The following is an 18,332-nucleotide window of genomic DNA, read 5'->3' as shown; positions in this document are numbered from 1 at the left end:
ATGAGCACGCCGCTGCGGGAGGCCCGATGAGCACGCCGCTGCGGGAGGCCCGATGAGCACGCCGCTGCGGCTGATCCTGGTCGACGACCACCCGGTGGTCCGCGCCGGACTACGGGCGCTGCTCGGCGGCCGGCCCGACATGACCGTGGTCGCCGAGGCCGCCACCGCCGGGGAGGCGCTCCGGCAGGCCGCCGCGCTGCGCCCCGACGTGGTGCTGATGGACCTGCAACTCGGCGACGGCGTCGACGGCGCGGCGGCCACCGCCAACCTGCTCGCCCTGCCGGAGCCGCCACGCGTGCTGATCCTGACCACGTACGACAGCGACGAGGACATCATGCGCGCCGTCGAGGCCGGCGCGACCGGCTACCTGCTCAAGGACTGCCCGCCTGACGAACTCTTCCGCGCCGTGCACGCCGCCGCGGCCGGGCAGACCGTGCTCTCCCCGCCGGTCGCCGCCCGGCTGATGGGCCGGATGCGCGGCCCGCAGCCCACGCTCAGCGCCCGCGAGGTGGAGATCCTCACGCTGCTCGCCCGGGGCCTCGCCAACAAGGAAATCAGCCGACAGTTGTTCATCAGCGAGGCCACCGTCAAGACCCACCTGGTCCGCATCTACGCCAAGCTCGGCGTCGACTCGCGGACCGCTGCGGTGCACGCCGCCGTCGAGCGGAAGTTGATCCGCCGGTGAAGCGCCGCGCCCTGCTCGCCCTTGCCCTCACCCTCGCCACGGCCGCCGGCTGCGCCCGGCCCGCCCCGACACCACCCCCGGAGGAACCCATGCCCCGCCCCGCCGACCAGGACCTGCTCGCCGCCGCCGACGCCGGGGACCCCACGACGGTACGCGCCGCGCTGGCCGCCGGCGCCGACATCGAGACCCGCGACGCCCGACGACGTACGCCGCTGCTGCTGGCCGCCGCGAACGACCACGTCGAGGTCGCCCGGATCCTCGTCGAGGCGGGAGCGGACCCGGACGCGCTCGACGACCAGCACGACACCCCGTGGCTGGTGACCGGGGTGACCGGCAGCGTGGCGATGCTGGAAGTGCTGCTGCCCGCCGACCCCGACCTGACGATCGTGAACCGCTTCGGCGGGATCTCCGTCATCCCGGCCAGCGAACGCGGCCACGTCGAGTACGTCCGGCGCGTGGTCCGCACCGACATCGACGTCAACCACGTCAACGACCTCGGCTGGACGGCGCTGCTGGAGTGCGTGATCCTCGGCGACGGCAGCCGGCCGTACCAGCAGATCGCGGAGATCCTGGTGGGCGCCGGGGCGCGCGTGGACGTGCCCGACCGGGACGGCGTCGACGCGCGGGAACACGCCCGCCAGCGCGGATACACCGAGATCGTCGCCATCCTGTCGCGCTGAGCGGCGGCCGTGGCGTGCTCCCGCCGCGCCACCTGCTGACCTGCGGGCCCACCGCCCCTGCGTGGACGGCCCTGCCGGTCAGGACATCGCCGGCGCGGGCACCCCGGAGGCGGCGACCATGGCGGCGAACCGGCCACCGGCGGCGACGAGTTCCGCCGGGGGGCCGCATTCGACCAGGCGGCCCCCGTCGAGCACGAGCACCAGATCCGCGTCGACGACCGTGGAGAGCCGGTGGGCGATGACCACGCGGGTCATCGGCAGGGAGCGCAGGTTCCGCTCGACGGCCGCCTCGGTGACGACGTCGAGGGCGCTGGTGGCCTCGTCGAGGATCAGCACGGCCGGCTCGTCCAGCAGCGCCCTGGCCAGGGCGAGCCGCTGGCGCTGTCCACCGGAGAGGCCGGTGCCGCCGTCGCCGAGGTGGGTCTGGAGGCCCATCGGCAGGGCGTACAGCTCGTCGCGGATGGCGGCCAGGGTGAGCGCGCGGTCGATCTGCTCGGCGGTGGCGTCCGGGCGGGAGAGGAGGAGCGCCTCCGCGACGGTGCCCGCTCCCACGTACGGGTCCTGGAGCACGACTCCCAGTTGGCGGCGCAGTGACGACAGGTCGACCTCGGCCACGTCGTGCCCGTCGTAGCGCACCGTCCCCTCGGTGGCCGTGTGCAGGCCGGTCAGCAGGGACACCACGGTGCTCTTGCCGCTGCCGGAGCCGCCGACCACTGCGACCTTCGTACCCGCCTCGATGGTCACCGTGACGTCCCGCAGCGCGTACGGCGAGCGCCGGTCGTAGCGGAAGCCGACCCCCTCAAGGGTGATCCGGCCGGTCAGCCGTGGGGCCGGGGGCCGTGGGCGGGGCTGTTCCGCCGGGGCCTGGGCGATGTCGGCCAGCCGTTCGAGGGTGGGCGCGAGCACCGCGAACGCCGGCAGCCGCATGGCCAGCATGGCCGCCGGGGCGGTCGCCGCGCCGGCGAGGGCGGCCAGCCCGACGGCGGTGCCGGGTGAGGTGGTGGTGCGTGCGGCGACCAGCAGGATCAGGACCGGGCTGGCGATCTGCCAGGCGGAGAGCACCGCCGAGGACACGGCCTCCATCCGGCTCTTGCGGTGGTCGGCGGCCAGCCCACGGTCGAATGCCCGCGACCAGCGTCGCAGGACGAGGTTCTCCGCGCCGACCGCCCGGATGGTGGCGATCCCGCGTAGCGCGTCGCTGAGCTGGCTGGCCTGCTCTCCGCTGGCGAGCAGCTCCTCCCGTTGCAGGGCGGCGATCCGGTGGGACAGCCACGCCGCGACCACGAGTTGCACGACCATGCTGACCGCGGTCATCGCGGCGACGGCGGGGGCGAGGACCGCCACGACGATCAGGTAGCCGGCCGCCAGCAGGGCGTCGATCCCGCTGGCGATGAACTGGGAGGCCAGCAGGTGACGGATGCCGAGCGACGACTGGACCCGGTCCACGAGGTCGCCGGCGAAGCGCCGCCCCAGGAACCGGTAGCTGGCGCGGAACAGGTGCGCGACGGCGTCCCGGCCCAGCTGGGCGCCGATGCGCCGCTGGAGCAGGGCGACGCACAGGCCGCGGGCCAGCGACAGTGCGCCCATGGCCAGCGCGAGGGCGGCGACGGCCGCGAACCAGACGGTGTGCGGGGCGTCCTGCCGGGTGAGGCTGTCGACGATCGTCTTGGTGGCCAGGGGCACGGCCAGGCCGAGGACGGCCATGAGCACCGAGGCGGCGGCGAGGAGGGCGAGCAGCCGCCACTGGCGGCGCAGCAGCGGCGCGGCGAGCAGACGGACGGCGCCGGCCGGCCGGGCCGAGGACACCGGCGCCGGACCGTCGGGCGCGAACAGCAGGACGGCGCCGGTGACCCCGGCGGCGAACTCGTCGAGGGTGAGGTGCCGCCGGCCGACGCCCGGGTCGATCACGTCGACGTGGCCGCGCCGGGCCGCCGTCACCACGACGTAGTGGTCGCCGCGCCAGTGGGCGATCAGCGGCAGGGCGAGCTCGCGGATGCGTTCCGGTCGGGTGCGCAGGGCGGCCAGCGCGACGGCCCGGCAGCGCAGGCCGTGGTCGATGGCCGCCGCGCGCAGGTCCCGCATGCTGAGGCCGTCGCGGCCGACGTCGAGATCGGCGCGGAGGTGCGCGACAGGTACCGGCCGCCGGTGCGCCGCCAGGATCATGGCGAGGGCCGCGACGCCGCAGTCGGAGTCCGCGGTCTGCAGGATCACCGGTACCCGGCGGCGCATCAGGCTCCTACCGCGGCGGTACGGTCGGCGTCGAGCCAGCACCATTCGATGTCGGCACCGGCGCGCGCATCGGCGAGCCACTGGTCGAACACCGCCCGCTCGGCGTGCCGGTGCGCCTCGTCGTCCAGCTCGGCGGGCAGGCGGTCGAGGACGACGGCGTGGGCGGGCGCGCCGTGAACGTGCGTCGTGACAGGGTCGCCGACGGCGGCCGACCGCAGCTCCGCGGGTGCGTCGACGGCTGCCAGGCGCAGCAGCCCCGCGGACTCTCCGCGCTGGATCGCCGCGGTGACGGCGGCCAGCGCGGCGCCTCGCTCCGCCGGAACCGGCGCCGGTCCGCTCGTCTGCGTCGCGGCGATCCAGGCGACGGAGAGGGTGGTGAGTTCCTCGTGGTGTTCGGCGAGCCACGACTCGATCCGGCCGGCGGTGACGCGTCGCCGCAGGGCGGCGGCCTGTGCCGTGTGCCTGACCAGCTCGACGAAGCCGTCCTGGTCCAGCCCGACGGCGTCGAGCCACCGGGCGGTCCGCTCGGCGTCGAGCAGACCCTTGGCCCGGCGGAACGCGTCGGCGGCCTGCTGGATCTGGGCGTCGTCGAGCGGGATCGGTTCCCGCTCCAGTTCCGCCTTGATGACGCAGGTGTCGATCAGCCGGGCCAGCACCTCGGCCTCGCTCCAGAGGTAGTCCAGCGCGCCCAGGCCCTCGCCGACACCGAGCCGGGTGGTGCCGACCCGCAGCAGGGTGCCTTCGGTGTAGTGCATGGCGCCGCGCAGGGGCCAGGGCTGGGCGGGCGCGGGGCTGAACGCGACGGAGAGCGTGCCGGCGGAGCCGCGGATGAGCAGGTCGTAGCTGACCGTGCCGTCCGCCGCACGATCGTGGACCAGGTCGAGTCGGGCGTCGGCCCACCGGGAACGCAGCCCGGCGACGGCCGGGGCGGCCCGCTCGACGGTGCTGTCGCCGGCGACCTCGGACAGCCGGATCATCGTCTCGACCGCGTCGGCGAGCATCGCCGGATCCGGTGCCGCCGTCCGTTGCGCGGGCGTCCGGTCGATGGTGCTGGTCACGAGTTTCCTCCGGTTGTCGCGGCGGCCGTCGCCGACATCAGCAGGTCGACGATCGCGGCCGTGATGGGCAGGCCGGTGGCGTCCTCGACCCACAGGTACTGGCCGCTGGGGTTGATCTCGAGGAACACGTACCGGTCGTCGGGGGTGAGCACGAGGTCGATGGCGCCGTAGCGCAGGCCCAGTCGCCGGGTCAGGTCGACGCACCGGGCGGCGACGTCCTCGGGCAGGTCCCAGGGGCGCATCCGGCTGTTCTTGTCGTCGTAGCGGCGCCAGTCGTAGCGGGTGTGGTGGGCGTGCTGCGAGTCGATGGCCGCCGCGTAGACCTGCTCACCGACGACCGTGACGCGCAGCTCCAGCCGTTTGGGCACGTAGGACTGGACGATGACCGGGCACTGCCGGATGCCCTCGACGTGCACGAGGTCCCGGTGGCGCACCGGCTCGGTGTAGCGCACCAGGCCGCCGCCCAGCCTGTTCAGACCGACCTGTTTGCTGATGAGGTGCCCGCCGTGGGCGTTGAACAGGTCGAGGACCGCGTCGGGGTGGTTGCCCGCGACGGTCTCCGGCAGCTCGAAGCCGAGCTGAGCGGCGAGCTGTAGCTGACGCAGCTTGTACTGGGCACGTTGGACGACCGGGCGTGGCGCCGGCACGGCCAGCACGTCGAGGGTCTCCCAGGCGTCGCCCACGAAGGTGGCGCTCTCGCCGGCCACGAAGTCGGCCAGGTAGCCGGTCAGGTGGGCGGGCGGCACCGGGCGGCCGGGCCGACGGAACCACACGGCGCTGACCTCGTCGAGGTCCACCTGCCCGCCGTCGTGGTGCAACGTCCGCCGCACACGCCCCTCGCTGAAATGGACGGCGATGCTCGCCCTGGTGGGCACCTGCGCCGGGTCGAATCGAAGCCACCGGGCGTCGCGGCGGCCCAGTTCCGCCTCGGCCGCGTCGGCGTGCACGTCGTCGGCCTGAGTCAGGATCAGAATCATCGGTTGGTTTCTCCTCCCGGCGGTGCGGACGGGTTCCCTGCGGTCCGCCCTGCCCGGGCGTCGTGGACGGAACTGCCGGTGACCGACGTCGAGCGGCCAGCCGGCCGGCGCTCCGCAGCTGCGCTGCGGGCGCCGGCCGGCCGGACTCGATCCGGTGACGAGATCAGAAGTCCTCGTCGGTGTCGGTGTAGCCGGGGTCGATGTTGATGGTCTTCGACGACCGGTGCCACGACGGCGGGAGACCGCCGATCAGGTTGGCCAGCTCGTCCTCGGTGAGCTCGACCCCGTCGGCCGGGATGTCGTCGATACGCACGGACTTGCCCATCGCATTCCTCCTTGGTGTTCGGGCGGTCGTCGCCGCCCTCAACTGCCGGCTGAGCCACCCAGCCGGTGGATCCCGCCGACAGGTTTGCCCCCTCACCTCGTCGGCGTGGTCGAGTCTCCGCATCCCGATATCCCAGGCTCAATGGGCCACCGTCCCGGAAAATCCCGGGAAAGACGTCCCGGATCAGCCAGGAACCGTCCCCGACACCTGCCGGGGTGGCAGTCACGGAGTTCTCGGTCGTGGGGCGTCGACGACAGAGACGCTAAGCGGCGCGGTACGCCGCGGTCTTCGGCCCGCAGGCTGATCGGCGGGTGGAGATCAACGCCAGCGGATCCGACCGCGGGTGGAGCGCACCACCAGGCGTTCCACCCGCGGGTTGACCCGGGCTGGGGCGGTCCTGACTGCTTCGTGCTTCTCGCGTGCTCGGTAGGGCGTGCCGGGCAAACCCGGTCGCCGCGAGCGGTGTCCGGCGGTAGCGTGCCGGCGTGTCCCGCACCGTGACCCTCGTTCTGGTCGATGCCGCCGGAGCGCTGCTGGGCTCCCTGCCGCCGTTCGACGTGTCGTCGCCCTGGTGGCAGGACGTCGCCCCCGTGGTGGCCGAGGCCCGCCGGCGGTACGGCGTCGACGTCGCCGTGCTGCGCCTACTCGGCGGGGACGGCACCGGCACCATCGGCGGCGCGGTGGCGTACCTCGGGCAGGTGAGCGACCGGCCCGCCACGCCGCTCGTCCCGGCGGAGGTGGACCTGTCGGCGGACCCGCTGCGCGCCCCCTACGCCGAGCCCGGCGGCCCGGCGCGCAGCGTCGCCTGGGCGACGGCCGAGTTGGAGCGGCTCGGCCGGCCGGCGGAGACCGTCGCCCAGCAGCGCACCTGGAACCTGTCGGCGGTGTGGCGGCTCGACGGGCCGGGCGGGACGGCCTGGCTGAAGCAGGTGCCCGTGTTCTTCCGGCACGAGGCCGCCGTGCTGCGCTGGCTCGGCCGTGCCGTGCCGGGCAGGACGTCGACGCTGCTCGCCGACGACGGCGACGGCCGGATGCTGCTCGACCACGTGCCGGGCGAGGACCGCTACGGGGCGCCCATCGAGGAGCGGCTGGTGATGGCCGCCGACTTCCACCCGGTGCAGGTACGGTCCATTCCGGACGTGGCGGAACTGGTGGTGGCGGGCGTGCCGGACCTGCGTGCCCCGCATCTCGCTGGCTGGATCCGTGACCGGCTCTCCGGTCACGACACCTCGTCGGTGGAGTCCCTGCTGACCGGGCTGGCGGCGCGGCTGGACGAGGCGGCCCGGTGCGGGCTGCCGGAGACGCTGGTGCACGGGGACCTGCATCCCGGCAACGTCCGGGCCTGTGCGGGGCGGCATGTCGTCATCGACTGGGGCGACGCCTTCGTGGGGCACCCCGCGTTCGACGTGTTGCGGCTGGCCGAGGGGCTCGACGTGGCCGCTGCGCGGTCGGTCTTCGACGAGTGGTGTGCGCGGTGGCGGGCCGACGTGCCGGGGTGCGATCCGGAGCGAGCCGTCGAGCTGCTGCGGCCGGTCGCGGCGCTGCGGATGGCGGCGGTGTACGCGATGTTCCTCGACGGGATCGAGGCCAGCGAGCGGGTGTACCACGCCACGGACGTCAACGCCTGTCTGAAGCAGGCGCTCGGGGGCGTGGCCGCGCCGGCGTGACACACCTGCCCGGTCGGGCGCCCCAACCACTCAGTCAGGCTTGGCGCCCTCGTCACCCCAACGTGCCAGCGTGGCAGACAACTCCTCCAGGAGCGCGTCGACCTGTGCGCAGCTGTATCCGCGCGTGGCAAAAGGCAGGGCGGTGCGCGCCTTGTCGAGCTCGGCCTTGGCCGCGTAACGCTGCGACGTCACGCCCGAGATCAGCGCGTCCTGCCCCCGCCGGATCAGCTCGTCCACCCGTGCCGGGTCGTAACCGCGCAGGCCGATGGTGAAGTCGGGCGAATCGAACCGCTCCCGGCGTAGTTTCCGGACATCCGTGAAACGGCTACCTCCGAAGCGGGCCAGGGCGGCTGCCACCTCGTCTGTCGACTGCCGAACTTCGTCGAGGTCGAGGAGGACCAGGGCGTCTCGGCCATCGACCGGACTCCGGGCGGTTTGCGGGCGATCGATGGTCGACCCGGTGGCCGGCACCAGCAACAGCGACGGAGACGTCGGCTTCTTGCCACCGGGCGTCGGTACCGGCTCGTCGAGGATGATGGAGTCGATCTCCGTCCACGGCACGAGTCGGTCGAGCCCGGCCAGCCGCAGGGTCAGCCCCTCGTCTCCGATGTGGAACCTGAACGGCTTGAGCTCGCTGACGGCGAACGCGCCACCCATCAGCGCCACGATCCCACCGAAGAGCCAAGAGCCGATGGAAGGGGACGAACTGCCCGCTGCGCACAGCAGCACGAGTACGCCGAACGCCAGGAACACAATGCCAGCCACCAGCAAGCGCCGGCTCTTGCGCAGCTCCATGCCCATACCTCGATCTCGTGAGGGCCGCCGTGGAGAGCATTGCAGGGCGATTCAAGCGACCGTCGATGGCGGAGCCAGGGGCACCTTGCCGTTCACACCGCCGCCGCGGCCCGCATGCGGGCGTACTCGACCTCCATGTCGGGTGGGCCGAAGCCGTAGTTGGCGTAGTCGGCCCGCATGTCCTCGATCGCGGCATCGAGCTCGGCCGACGGGCCGCCCTCGGCGAGCAGCACCACCAGCGGCTCCCACATCGCGCCGCCGAGATCGCGTATGCCGCGCAGCGCCTCGAGGTAACGGCCCGGCCGGAGCAGGTCGAGCGCGGTGTGGGCGAGCTTGTCGGCCGCACCGGCCAGCAGCGCCGCAGCGTGGTCGAGCTCCTCGGTCGTCGTCACGGTCGCCGGGTACCTGTCAGGGTCCAGGCGCAGGTGGTAGTAGCTGTCCTCCGGGCATTGGCGGGTCTCGACGAATCCGATCCGGTAGGACGTGGCGTCCTTGTCCAACGGGATCGGAGGCTGGCCCCAGCGGGCGGCGCGCCAGTTCAGGTACCCCCACCAGGCAACCGGCACCACACCGATGCCCACGTTGACGAAGATCGTGCCGCCGCCGACGCTGCGCATCACACTCCGTCCGACATTGACCTGTGCGACGCCGTCGGTCGTGACGACCGACCAGGTCCCGCGAGTGCCCTGGAAGCCCAGCGGCCGCACAACGGCGCCGATGTCCTTGTTCAGCCGGCTCGTCGTCTGCGCGGGAGTGATCATCCGGTACACAGTAACCGCTCGACGCGCCCGTAACTGGACATCACTAGGCAGCGAGGGATTCGCCCTTGAACACCTCACGGCGGTGCCAGGCGATGTGTTCGACGGCGGGGACCTGGGTCCCGGGTCGAGGCCGCAGCATGCTGCCGTGCAGGTCATAGGTCGACCGACCGGCCGGCGTACGAGCGGTGAAGGCGGCCGACACCTCGACGCGCAGGTCGGCGTCGAGCCCGAGCGCGCCGAAGTCGAACAGCTTGTGGTGCAGCACGCAGAGCGCCAGCCCGTTGTCGGGGCTGTCCGGGCCGTCGAAGGCCCACCAGCGCACATGCGCGGCCTCCACGCCGACCGACGCGTGGCCGAGCTGACCGTCGTACCCGCAGAACGCGCACTGCCGGTCCCACGCCTGGAGCACCGCCACCCGCCACGCCGCGTCCCGCCGCCGCGCGGGGATCGGCGTGACGCCCGGCGCCTGGAGGATGTCGTCCGGGTCCAGGCCCGCCGCAGTCAGCACGTCGGGCGCGATGGTGGGCGGGAAGTGCTGCTCCACCAGGGCGCGGGCGACCCGCCGCACCAGCTCGGGGTCGCGGCGCAGCGCCGACTCGGTGGCGGCGTCGAGCCGACCCACCACGTCGTGCGTCGCCAACGGCCCGACCAGATCCATCGGTACGTCCCGGTTCAGCGTCCACACGCCGTCGCTGCGGAGCCGGGTGAACGGGTACGCGGCGCTCTGCGCCCGTCCGGTCTTCGACGCCGGCCCGAACTCGGCGATCAGGTCACTCAGCCGTTCCTGCGCCGCTGACCACGGCAACTCGCTCGACCCGCTGTGCGTGAGCTGCCCGAGCGCCAGCAGCACCAGCAGCGGCTTGTGTGGCGCGCGCCGGCCCCGCTGCTGGTGCAGGCGCAGCGAGGTCAGCCGGTCCAACACCTCCTGCCGGGTGCTCATGCGGCGATCGCTCGGGCAGCGGCGTACATGTCGGCGGGGAGCGCGTGGTGCAGCCGCCAGATGATCCGCATGGGCCGGTCGCCGGTGTGCTCCCGGTAGGTCATCGGGCCGGCGTAGAGGTAGGCCGGCGCGCCCAGGTCGCGGTCGGCGACCCGGGTCTCCCGCACGAACAGATGCACCGTCGACCCGCGCGAGGCGTGGTGGATGTAGCGCTGGCCGGTCGCCGAGGCCGACGACGTGGTGCTCTGCGACTCCCACTGGAACAGGCTGTCGGTGATGGCACGGTCGGCGTACATGGTGGTGGGGGAGTAGTGCGCCTGCGACTTGACGAGCGTGACGAAGAACAGGTCGGCCTGGGCGTCCGGCAGCCACTTCACGCCTTCGCGCAGCGATCCCGGGTTCGCCATGCCGAAGGCGGCGCACGCCTCGTTGCGGCTGTATCGGGCGTGCACCCGCAGCGGCACCGCCGCCGACAGCGGCTCCGGCGTGACCCGGTGGATCCGGTCGCGCAGCACCTCGGCGACCTGGCGCAGCTCGGCGCAACGGGCGGGCTCCGCCCGGAGCCGCGCCAACCGCTCCTCCCGAGAGGTCAGCGGGGCGTTCGGCCCCCACAGGTCGAAGTGCAGCATGTCCCACAGCCGCCCGGCGTCGGGCTGCTCGCCCGCCGTCACCCGGGTCAGCAGGTCCAACCGGTCCGGGTCGTCGAGGTGCAGCATCCGCCCGATGGCCCGGCCCAGCTCCCGGTCGTCCGGCCCAGGCGTCGAGGCTTCCAACCCGGCGAGCCGGCGCAGCCCGGTCCACCCGCCGACGCTCGCCGACCGATACACGTCCTCGATCTCCACGCCCGTCTCGCGCAGGAACTCGCCCAGGCTCACGTCACCCAGCAGCCGCAGCTCCGCCACCAGGCCCCGCTTCGACGTCGGCAGCGCCGAGCGCAGGTTGCCGAGCACAATCTCCTTGGCCACCCGGTCCAGCTCGATGTGGCAGCCGCTCGGCAAACTCGGGAAGTCCTGGTCGACCGCGTCGTAGACGGACTTCCGGCTCACCCCGGTCAGCGCCCGCCAGCGCAGGTCGAAGCGGAAGTTGGCATGCTGCCCGCCGATGAAGTCGAGCACCGTCAGGCACGGCTTGTCGTCGTCCAGGCGCAGCCCGCGGCCGAGCTGCTGGAGGAAGATCGTCGCGCTCTCGGTGGGCCGCAGCATCAGGATCGTGTCGACCATCGGCAGGTCGACGCCCTCGTTGAACAGGTCCACGGTGAAGAGCACCCGCAGCGTGCCCTTGCGAAACTCGGCGAGCAGTGCGTGCCGATCCGGCGTGTCGACCTTCGAGGTCACCGCCGCCGACGCCACGCCGTGCTTCGTGAACCAGTCCGCCATGAACCGGGCGTGCCCGATGCTCACGCAGAACCCGAGCGCCCGCATCCGGCCCACGTCGACCTTGTCGCGTACCGCCCGCAGCACCGCCCGTGCCCGCGCGTGGTTGCCGGTGTAGACGACGTCCAGCTCCGCCAGGTCGTACCCCTGCCCGCGCTTCCAGCGCAGCTGCGACAGGTCCACGTCGTCGTGCAGCCCGAAATACTGGAACGGCGCGAGCAACTGCCGCTCCAGGGCGTCCCACAGGTGCAGCTCCACGGCGGCGCGGCCGTCGAACCACCGGCGCACGTCGCCGCCGTCGGCCCGGTCGGGGGTCGCCGTCAGCCCCAGCAGTACGCGCGGCCGCAGCCGCTCCAGGAGACTGGCGTACGTCGGTGCCTCCGCGTGGTGGAACTCGTCGACGATCACCATGTCGTACGCCTCGGGGTCGATCTCCCGACGGTGCAGCGACTGGATGGAGGCGAAGACGTGCCGCCAGTGCGTCGGCTCCTTGCCCCCAACCAGCATCTCGCCGAAGCTGCCGTCGCCCATCACCTGCCGGAACGTCGCCAGGCTCTGCCGCAGGATCTGCTCCTGGTGGGCGACGAAGAGCAGCGAGTCCGCCTCGCCCGACTTGTGTAGCCGGCGGTAGTCCAGCGCGGCGACCACCGTTTTGCCGGTCCCGGTGGCCATGACAACGAGATTGCGCCACCGGCCGTGCAAGTGCCGCTCGGCGTCCAGGTCGGCCAGGATCTCGGCCTGGTACGGGTACGGCCGCACGTCAAGGTTGGCGATCTGGATCGGTGTCTCGCCGGGGCGCTCCCCGCTGAGTGCCTGCCTGAGTCGCTCCGCGTCTCTGCTGGCGTCGTAGTCCTCGAAGGCCGCGTCGTTCCAGTAGTCCTCGAACGTGGCCGTGAACGTGTCGATGACGTGCGGCTGCTCGATGTTGGAGATCCGTACGTTCCACTCCACGCCGTCGACCAGGGCGGCCTTGGAAAGGTTGGAGGAGCCGACGTACGCGGTCGTCATGCCGTTGCCCCGGCGGAACAGCCACGCCTTGGCGTGCAGGCGAGTGGTCCTGGTCTCGTAGGACACCTTGATTTCGGCACCCAGCTCGGCGAGCCGGTCGAGGGCCCGTTGATCGGTTGCCCCGAGGTAGGTAGTGGTGATGACGCGCAGCCGGCCGCCCCGGGCAATCAGGTCACGGATGGCGGGCTCGACGATCCGCAGGCCGTACCACTTGATGAACGCGCAGAGCAGGTCGACGGAGTCGGCGGAGGCCATCTCGTGGGTGACCTCGTGGCCGATGCGCGGCTGGTGGCGGCCGTTGACGAGCAGCGCGCCGGTGGAGAGCGGGGTGGTGGGGCGCTGCGGGAAGGCGGGCTGCGCGGGTGGGGTCGGCGGGGCGGCGATGGCGTGCAGGAGGTGCTTGGCGTCGCTGACCTGGTCCTGGGCCCTGGCTGCCTGGGGGCTTTCGGCGGCGATGGCGTCGGCGATGCGGTTGGCCAGGTCGACCTGACGGGCGAGCTTGTCGTCGCCGCCGGGGAGGGCGTGCAGGGCGCGGTGGGCCAGGGCGGCGATGTGACGGGCGAGGGCGTCGGGGGCGTCAGCGGGGTCGAGCTTGTCGCGCTGGACGAGGAGGGCGTCGACGTGCTGAAGGCGGTCGGCCAGCTCGCGGGTGATGAGGTGCTCGTAGATGCCCCGCTCAAGATCCGTCACTCCGAAAAAGTAACTTTGATCGCCGTGCAGTGTCACCCCTCCGCTGGTTTCCTTAGCCGGAGCTGGTGTCGGTTCCCCGACAACTCCCCCTCCCCCAATTCGGATTTAGATAGCACTCTTGCCGCCCAAGAGTGTCGGATCGTCACATGCTTCGGGACCGCTATCCGTTGCGTGACCTGCGGCGATGCCCCAGTTGCAAAGCGCTGATCGACGCAACTGTTGGCCTCGCTGGTTCCCTGTGAGCGATGAGGGCTAGGAGTTGCTGGCTGATCAGACCGGGGTCGGGCTCTCCCCTGGTTGGTTCTCTCGCGGTAGTGTCTTTAACACCTCTCGCGTCGGGGAGTTTTAGTTCCGATGTGCAAGTGAGATTTTTGGTAGATGAGGAGAGAGCCTCACATTGTCTCGTCTGCGCCGTTGCTCTGCCAACATTGCCCATAGGTGTCATGTCTAAAAAAAGGTGGCAGGATGCCCCTTTGAACCAACCGTGGATGTTGGTCGCCCGAATTTAGGTTCCGTGTCGGAGAATTTCAAGGCGCCTATCGGAAGGCATTGCGAGGCGACGGGGGATTTGACGTGCGAAGCTCATATGTGGGCCGCTGATGGAGGAGTGCAGCGAATGGATCCTGCAGTTATCGCAACGCTGGCTGGCCCTGCCTTAGGTGCAATCGTTCAATTTATTTGTTCGAGAGTGGACGGGGCGCTTGGCAGGGAGCCTGCTGTAGTTTCAGAGGGCGAAGCGAAATTTGTCGAGGAGTATCCTGGGCCACTGCCGCTAGATGAATCTGCCCTGACAAGCGATCGCGAGGCAAGATTGCAGCAGTTAGCAGGAACCCTTGCGGTCTATCGAGATCATCCAGAAATCGCGCGAGGCGACGATTCGAGGCTAGTGGAATCGATTGTTCTCGCATGTATGGACCTTTCTGCTTTGTACGGCATAAAGTTCCGCTTCCAGAATTCTGAGGCCGGCGAGGTCAGGGTTGATCAACAACTCGGCGATGTCGAGCGCCCAGTCACGGGCATCAAGGCTTCCGGAATCAGGAGAGGCGTCAACGTAGATCTAAAGCAGACCGCTGTAAGGGTAAGCCGGGATGGCAGGATTGTAGGTCTAGAAGTTGACGGCTTCATTGGATGACGCCGTGTGGTTTACAACAGAAAGCCCAGTAGTGTCGAGCAATGCGCCGACCGCACCCACTGCGGATGAGGCGATAGAAGGGGCGCGGAAGGAATTCTCGGCAGAACAGGAAGCAGGTTCCTGGGCCCAGCATGATACAGAAATATCGGAAGAGCCGGATGGTCTGACCTCTTTACTTGAGCGCCTCGGCGTCGATCGGAGGGCTTTCGAGAAGTTTCAGTCGGACTACCGTCAGTCGGCCCTCCTTAATAATGGTGTCATGGCGGGCGTCTACTTCAACGTGGAAGTGCTGGACTCTGCGCCCTCTGTTCGAATTCCGGATGTTCAATTGGCGCTCTTCAGGGCTACCTATGCGCCACATTCTTCATTTGAGGAATTTTGGAGCTTGATCGAGCCCGTTGGTGGGGTGGTGGTTATCGTAGCCCCGCCGGACACCGGACGAAGCGCATTGGCGTACGCGCTTTTGGCGAGGCTGCGATACGAGTCGCTCGCAGAGGAAGTGCATAGGCTCACCTTTGGTGGCTCAAATACGCTTCCCGGTCGCCGGCTTCCGCGCGAGCCCGGAAGAGCTTATCTGCTCGAGCTTCCCCCCGATGAGGAATCATCTGATGGCAAAATAGAGTTCGGAGTAAGCAACGAATTCGGTGACCATCTGATTGCTTTGCGTGACGTGCTCGCGCGCCGTAAGGCTAGGCTTGTTGTCCTAGCTCGGCCTAATCAGTGGGTGCGAATTACTCGGGGTGTAAGGTCTGACTTCGCACCCAACTTTGGGACGCCTCCTTTGCCTATAGATATCGCACGGGGGGTCCTTCGCGTCGCCTGCCCGATTTCCCGGATAGAGAGGTGGTTGGGTGACCAGCGCATCGCGCGGCTTTTTCAAGGGGCTGCTCCCGTAGACGCGATAGACATCGCTGACCTTATTATTAGTGAGGATCGACCGGGCGGGGATCAGTCGCATTCTGACTGCCCATCCTTGAGTCAGATCGATAATGTGGTCAACGCGCGATCGAGTTGGCGCGAAGATCTTCTTAGGTGGCATCGCGAGGATGGTCGGACCGCCATCCAGCGCAACTTCCTATTGGCTGCAGCTATCCTTCGTGATGCGCCCGTCGGTCACATCTACGCAAAAGCTGCAGACCTATGTGAGGCATTCTCAGACTCGGAATTGGAGTTGTCTGGCCAGGCTGCGCCTGGCATTATCGAACTACTTAGCTCTGTCGAAGGAGAGTTGGCATCCGCAGAGAGGATCAGCTTTCGGCGACCTCACTGGGAGGATGCTGCGGTCGAGTACTTTTGGATTGATCGGCCATTGTCTCGGCAGGTGTTCGTGAAATGGCTCGCCGAAACTCCCTTGGCATCTTCTCACGGGGACCTTGTTAAGATATCCCAAGATGACTCGCTTCAGATTGGGCGGCGAGTAGTAGATTTTGCTGTCAGATTTGCTGTTCGTCATGAGCGCCCCCTGCCTCTAGCGGCATTAGTCGAGACCTGGGATCGTCAACGATCGTTGTGGACGCTACTGGTCGATGCCATAGACGCAGCTGCGATCGCCGATGCTAGTTCGCCGTACATTCGGAAGATGTTACTTGATTGGGCGAAAACAAGCGAAGCGTCAAAGAAACGCCTCGTGGCGGCCGTCTGCGCCAGAAGTTTTGGTGCAATCCATACAGGCTTCGCTCTCCGCCGACTACGCCACATCGGCGACGCCTGTCCAGGTACTGTTCTGCCTGACCTCCAGGACGCGGTCATTCGGCTTTGGAGCGACGACGCGGCGCGAGTGACGCTGTTGCAATACCTTGGTGCGTGGTGCCGCGACGACCATGTAGCAGGTCCTGTTGTATTCCAGACGCTCGCATTACTGAAGGACGCTGAAAGTAAACTACCCCAGGTTCTAAGTGTTTTTTCTGCCAGCTCCTTTAGCGGCGTCTCTATTGATGTGTTAGAGATCGCCTGGCGTCGGCTCCTAGATCGGGGAGACCTGACAATAGCTGACAGCCCCCTCCAGAAGTGTGTAGACTTCTGGATGGCATCGGCGCTTGAGTCTGATGGCAGTAGCCGGATATTCGCAGTCCTCTCCGCGGCGGTCTCCGGTGCAACCGGATCTAAAGCCAGTGTCCGACGAGAATTGCTGCGCGGTAGCGTCCGTAGATGGGTAGAGGATGGGCCTGGTTCTTCGAATTTGAAGCACGCACTGCAGAGAGATCTCAGCGAGGTGCTAGACGCTGAGATTGTAAGATCTGTCCGGCGAATCGCAGCGCGTGAGGATTCACGGTGAGTGGCGTCCTGTGGGCCGGAAGAGTCTTCCGCTGGACCGCTGCTACTCGACGTAGTCAATTCAAGGTTAGCTTGCCGAGTAAGCGCCCTGAGTATCGTTTTCAGGTAGACCTAAGTATCGAGTGGGCTGGCGGCGCAGGCCGGCTTGACCTCGAGGCTTTAGTAGTGCAGGAGATTCGAAGAATAGCCGGAAGTGTTCTATCTGGCAGCGAGGTACTTGATTTCCAAATAGCGGGCCAAGACTTGCATGCTGAGTTTCTAAGGCGCTTACCTCTCGCGGTTAAGCGTGCAAGGGTGCTTAGGGTGAGCAGTGAGGTAAGCGTGGATCCGGCCTGTCGAGAGTCGGCTCTGCGACTGGAAAGCCTAATGCGCCAGGAATGCTTTGATTCGCTGGTTCGTCAGCAGGCTAAGGCGCGTGTTGAATTTGTACGGAACGAGGTGCTGTCGGACCCCGCCACTGCGCGACTCTATCTACTTCTTTCGGCAGATGCGCTTGGTGGGAAGGGTGTTCAAAAGGAAGCGCTGGAAGGGCTTCTCGAAGAGGCATCCTGGTGGACGCCGCAGAATCGCTGGCTGGTGATTGCGCGCATGGTGCACAAATATGTCGCTGGTATGTCCAGCGAGAAGTCAGCGGAATTGGTCAAGGCCTTCAGTGTGGCCGCTGAAGCTCTTGGCGACCTTGACTTCGCTCAAAGGATTCGCGAAGAGGCTGGAGGGGATGCCGAAATTGGTAAGCGGCCCGATGGTGCTGACGAGCTGGACCGTTAGAGAAGAGGGTTTGCTCGCTGCTCACTACCATACGGCTAAGTTTGCTTCACCAGAACGTCGTATGTGGGCGCGTGCTCCCAGCCCGGCCGGAGTTTGGTGACCTTTTGCCAACCCCAACTGTGGTAGGCGGCCTGGGCTATGGTGTTGTCCGGCTCAGCCAGGAGCGTGGCGCGATCCTCGGTACGCCCAGCGAGTAGCTCGTCGTGCAGCGACTTGGCGATCCCTCGGCGACGCCAGTCAGGGGTCACCATCAGCTCGCTGATGGCGAACGTCCGCTTTCCGTTCTCGTCAGTGAATCCGGCCGGGATGGGCTCGTGTATGCCGCCCCACCACCCGGTCTCGGCGGGTAGCGGAAACCCGTAGATGTATCCGACCAGCTCGCCGCCGACCGTGGCGGTGACGAGGTCCCAGCCGTCGCGCTGCATGTGGCCGGCAAGCTGGCGGCGGTACCGGTCCTCGCTGTGGAACTCGCCGCCGTCCGCGTACACCATTAGGTAGAGCCCAACGAGTCGGTCGATGAGTCCGGCGGCCTCTTCAACGGTGTGGTGCCGCAGCTCCAAACCTTCGATCATCCGCGCACCGCCTGGTCGTACGCCTCAACGAACTTCCGGGTTGCGGCCGTTGACCGCTGTGGCTGCCCCAGGTCGGACCGGATCTGCGCGAGGTGGTGAGTCACCCGCCCCGAACTCACCTGACCAAGTTCAGGCAGCAGGTTCATCGCCGTGTACGCAGCCTCGTCGAGGTTGCCCTGCCTGTAGGCGGCGCTGGCGAGCTGAACCGAGTAGTAGATCTGATTGCGCCGAAGAACAGCCGAGGGGTTCTCCGTAATGGCCCGGAAGGCGTCGGCGGCGTGATCGGGCCTGCCCAGTGCAAGGTAGTACGGCAGCCGCCATTGGCCGTCTGACCTGGTGGGATGCGGTGGGGGTGTGCAACGTGGACGCAGCCGCCTGTCGATCATGTGTTTGTGAGG

At 68.6% G+C, this 18,332-nt stretch carries 16 protein-coding genes; 6 read left to right on the top strand and 10 right to left on the bottom strand.

What is annotated here, in order from left to right; all coding sequences use genetic code 11:
• The first annotated feature begins 52 nt into the window (after positions 1-52).
• Both AB0G14_RS20895 and AB0G14_RS20890 read left to right on the top strand, forming a co-directional pair.
• Entirely contained in the window at positions 53-685 is a 633-nt protein-coding gene (locus AB0G14_RS20895) for a response regulator transcription factor (RefSeq protein ID WP_357454977.1), read from the top strand.
• Positions 682-1,365 (top strand): ankyrin repeat domain-containing protein, encoded by a 684-nt coding sequence (locus tag AB0G14_RS20890; protein ID WP_357699752.1) that lies wholly within the window; start codon positions 682-684, stop codon positions 1,363-1,365. Before AB0G14_RS20895 ends, AB0G14_RS20890 begins: the two co-directional genes overlap by 4 nt.
• 78 nt (positions 1,366-1,443) lie before the next feature.
• Here AB0G14_RS20890 and AB0G14_RS20885 read toward each other — a convergent pair whose 3' ends face one another.
• The 4 genes from AB0G14_RS20885 to AB0G14_RS20870 form a co-directional block, all read right to left on the bottom strand.
• Positions 1,444-3,594 (bottom strand): peptidase domain-containing ABC transporter, encoded by a 2,151-nt coding sequence (locus tag AB0G14_RS20885; RefSeq protein ID WP_357699750.1) that lies wholly within the window; start codon positions 3,592-3,594, stop codon positions 1,444-1,446.
• On the bottom strand, positions 3,594-4,652 hold the full coding sequence (locus tag AB0G14_RS20880; protein ID WP_357699748.1) for a TIGR04500 family putative peptide maturation system protein: 1,059 nt from the start codon (positions 4,650-4,652) through the stop codon (positions 3,594-3,596). Before AB0G14_RS20880 ends, AB0G14_RS20885 begins: the two co-directional genes overlap by 1 nt.
• The gene (locus AB0G14_RS20875) at positions 4,649-5,629 is read right to left on the bottom strand and encodes an MvdC/MvdD family ATP grasp protein (RefSeq protein WP_357699746.1); all 981 of its coding nucleotides are present in this window, start codon (positions 5,627-5,629) and stop codon (positions 4,649-4,651) included. Before AB0G14_RS20875 ends, AB0G14_RS20880 begins: the two co-directional genes overlap by 4 nt.
• A gap of 163 nt (positions 5,630-5,792) precedes the next feature.
• Positions 5,793-5,954 (bottom strand): putative ATP-grasp target RiPP, encoded by a 162-nt coding sequence (locus tag AB0G14_RS20870; protein ID WP_357454953.1) that lies wholly within the window; start codon positions 5,952-5,954, stop codon positions 5,793-5,795.
• A gap of 485 nt (positions 5,955-6,439) precedes the next feature.
• Here AB0G14_RS20870 and AB0G14_RS20865 point away from each other — a divergent pair, with 485 nt between their 5' ends.
• Complete coding sequence (locus AB0G14_RS20865) at positions 6,440-7,621, top strand: aminoglycoside phosphotransferase family protein (protein WP_357699744.1); 1,182 nt, start codon at positions 6,440-6,442, stop codon at positions 7,619-7,621.
• Positions 7,622-7,651: 30 nt separating this feature from the next.
• On the opposite strand, the gene AB0G14_RS20860 is transcribed toward AB0G14_RS20865, so the two are convergent.
• The 4 genes from AB0G14_RS20860 to AB0G14_RS20845 form a co-directional block, all read right to left on the bottom strand.
• Positions 7,652-8,416 carry a hypothetical protein gene (locus AB0G14_RS20860; RefSeq protein WP_357699742.1) on the bottom strand — a complete coding sequence of 255 codons (765 nt, stop codon included), beginning with the start codon at positions 8,414-8,416 and terminating at the stop codon, positions 7,652-7,654.
• Positions 8,417-8,508: 92 nt separating this feature from the next.
• Positions 8,509-9,177: a hypothetical protein gene (locus AB0G14_RS20855; RefSeq protein ID WP_357699740.1), complete on the bottom strand. Its 669-nt coding sequence runs from the start codon at positions 9,175-9,177 to the stop codon at positions 8,509-8,511.
• A gap of 43 nt (positions 9,178-9,220) precedes the next feature.
• A complete protein-coding gene (locus AB0G14_RS20850) occupies positions 9,221-10,117 on the bottom strand; it encodes a phosphorothioated DNA-binding restriction endonuclease (RefSeq protein WP_357699738.1) in 897 nt (298 codons plus the stop codon).
• Complete coding sequence (locus AB0G14_RS20845) at positions 10,114-13,188, bottom strand: DUF3427 domain-containing protein (protein ID WP_357699736.1); 3,075 nt, start codon at positions 13,186-13,188, stop codon at positions 10,114-10,116. The genes AB0G14_RS20850 and AB0G14_RS20845 overlap by 4 nt, the downstream gene beginning before the upstream one ends.
• Positions 13,189-13,804: 616 nt before the next feature.
• On the opposite strand from AB0G14_RS20845, the gene AB0G14_RS20840 reads away from it, so the two are divergent.
• From AB0G14_RS20840 to AB0G14_RS20830, 3 genes are all read left to right on the top strand, one after another.
• Positions 13,805-14,320 (top strand): hypothetical protein, encoded by a 516-nt coding sequence (locus AB0G14_RS20840; protein WP_357699734.1) that lies wholly within the window; start codon positions 13,805-13,807, stop codon positions 14,318-14,320.
• Positions 14,321-14,351: 31 nt separating this feature from the next.
• Positions 14,352-16,595: a hypothetical protein gene (locus tag AB0G14_RS20835; protein WP_357699732.1), complete on the top strand. Its 2,244-nt coding sequence runs from the start codon at positions 14,352-14,354 to the stop codon at positions 16,593-16,595.
• A gap of 302 nt (positions 16,596-16,897) precedes the next feature.
• Positions 16,898-17,362, top strand: a complete 465-nt coding sequence (locus tag AB0G14_RS20830) for a hypothetical protein (RefSeq protein WP_357699730.1) — start codon at positions 16,898-16,900, stop codon at positions 17,360-17,362.
• A gap of 35 nt (positions 17,363-17,397) precedes the next feature.
• On the opposite strand, the gene AB0G14_RS20825 is transcribed toward AB0G14_RS20830, so the two are convergent.
• Entirely contained in the window at positions 17,398-17,934 is a 537-nt protein-coding gene (locus AB0G14_RS20825; protein WP_357699728.1) for a GNAT family N-acetyltransferase, read from the bottom strand.
• Positions 17,931-18,332, bottom strand: a 402-nt coding sequence (locus AB0G14_RS20820; RefSeq protein WP_357699726.1) for a hypothetical protein, incomplete at its 5' end; no start/stop codon positions are given. The genes AB0G14_RS20825 and AB0G14_RS20820, both read right to left, overlap by 4 nt.

The organism is Micromonospora sp. NPDC023814 (genome assembly GCF_040639595.1).
Classification (GTDB): domain Bacteria; phylum Actinomycetota; class Actinomycetes; order Mycobacteriales; family Micromonosporaceae; genus Micromonospora.
The sequence above is the reverse complement of the archived record's forward strand: the minus strand, read 5'-3'. Positions and strand labels throughout refer to the sequence as shown.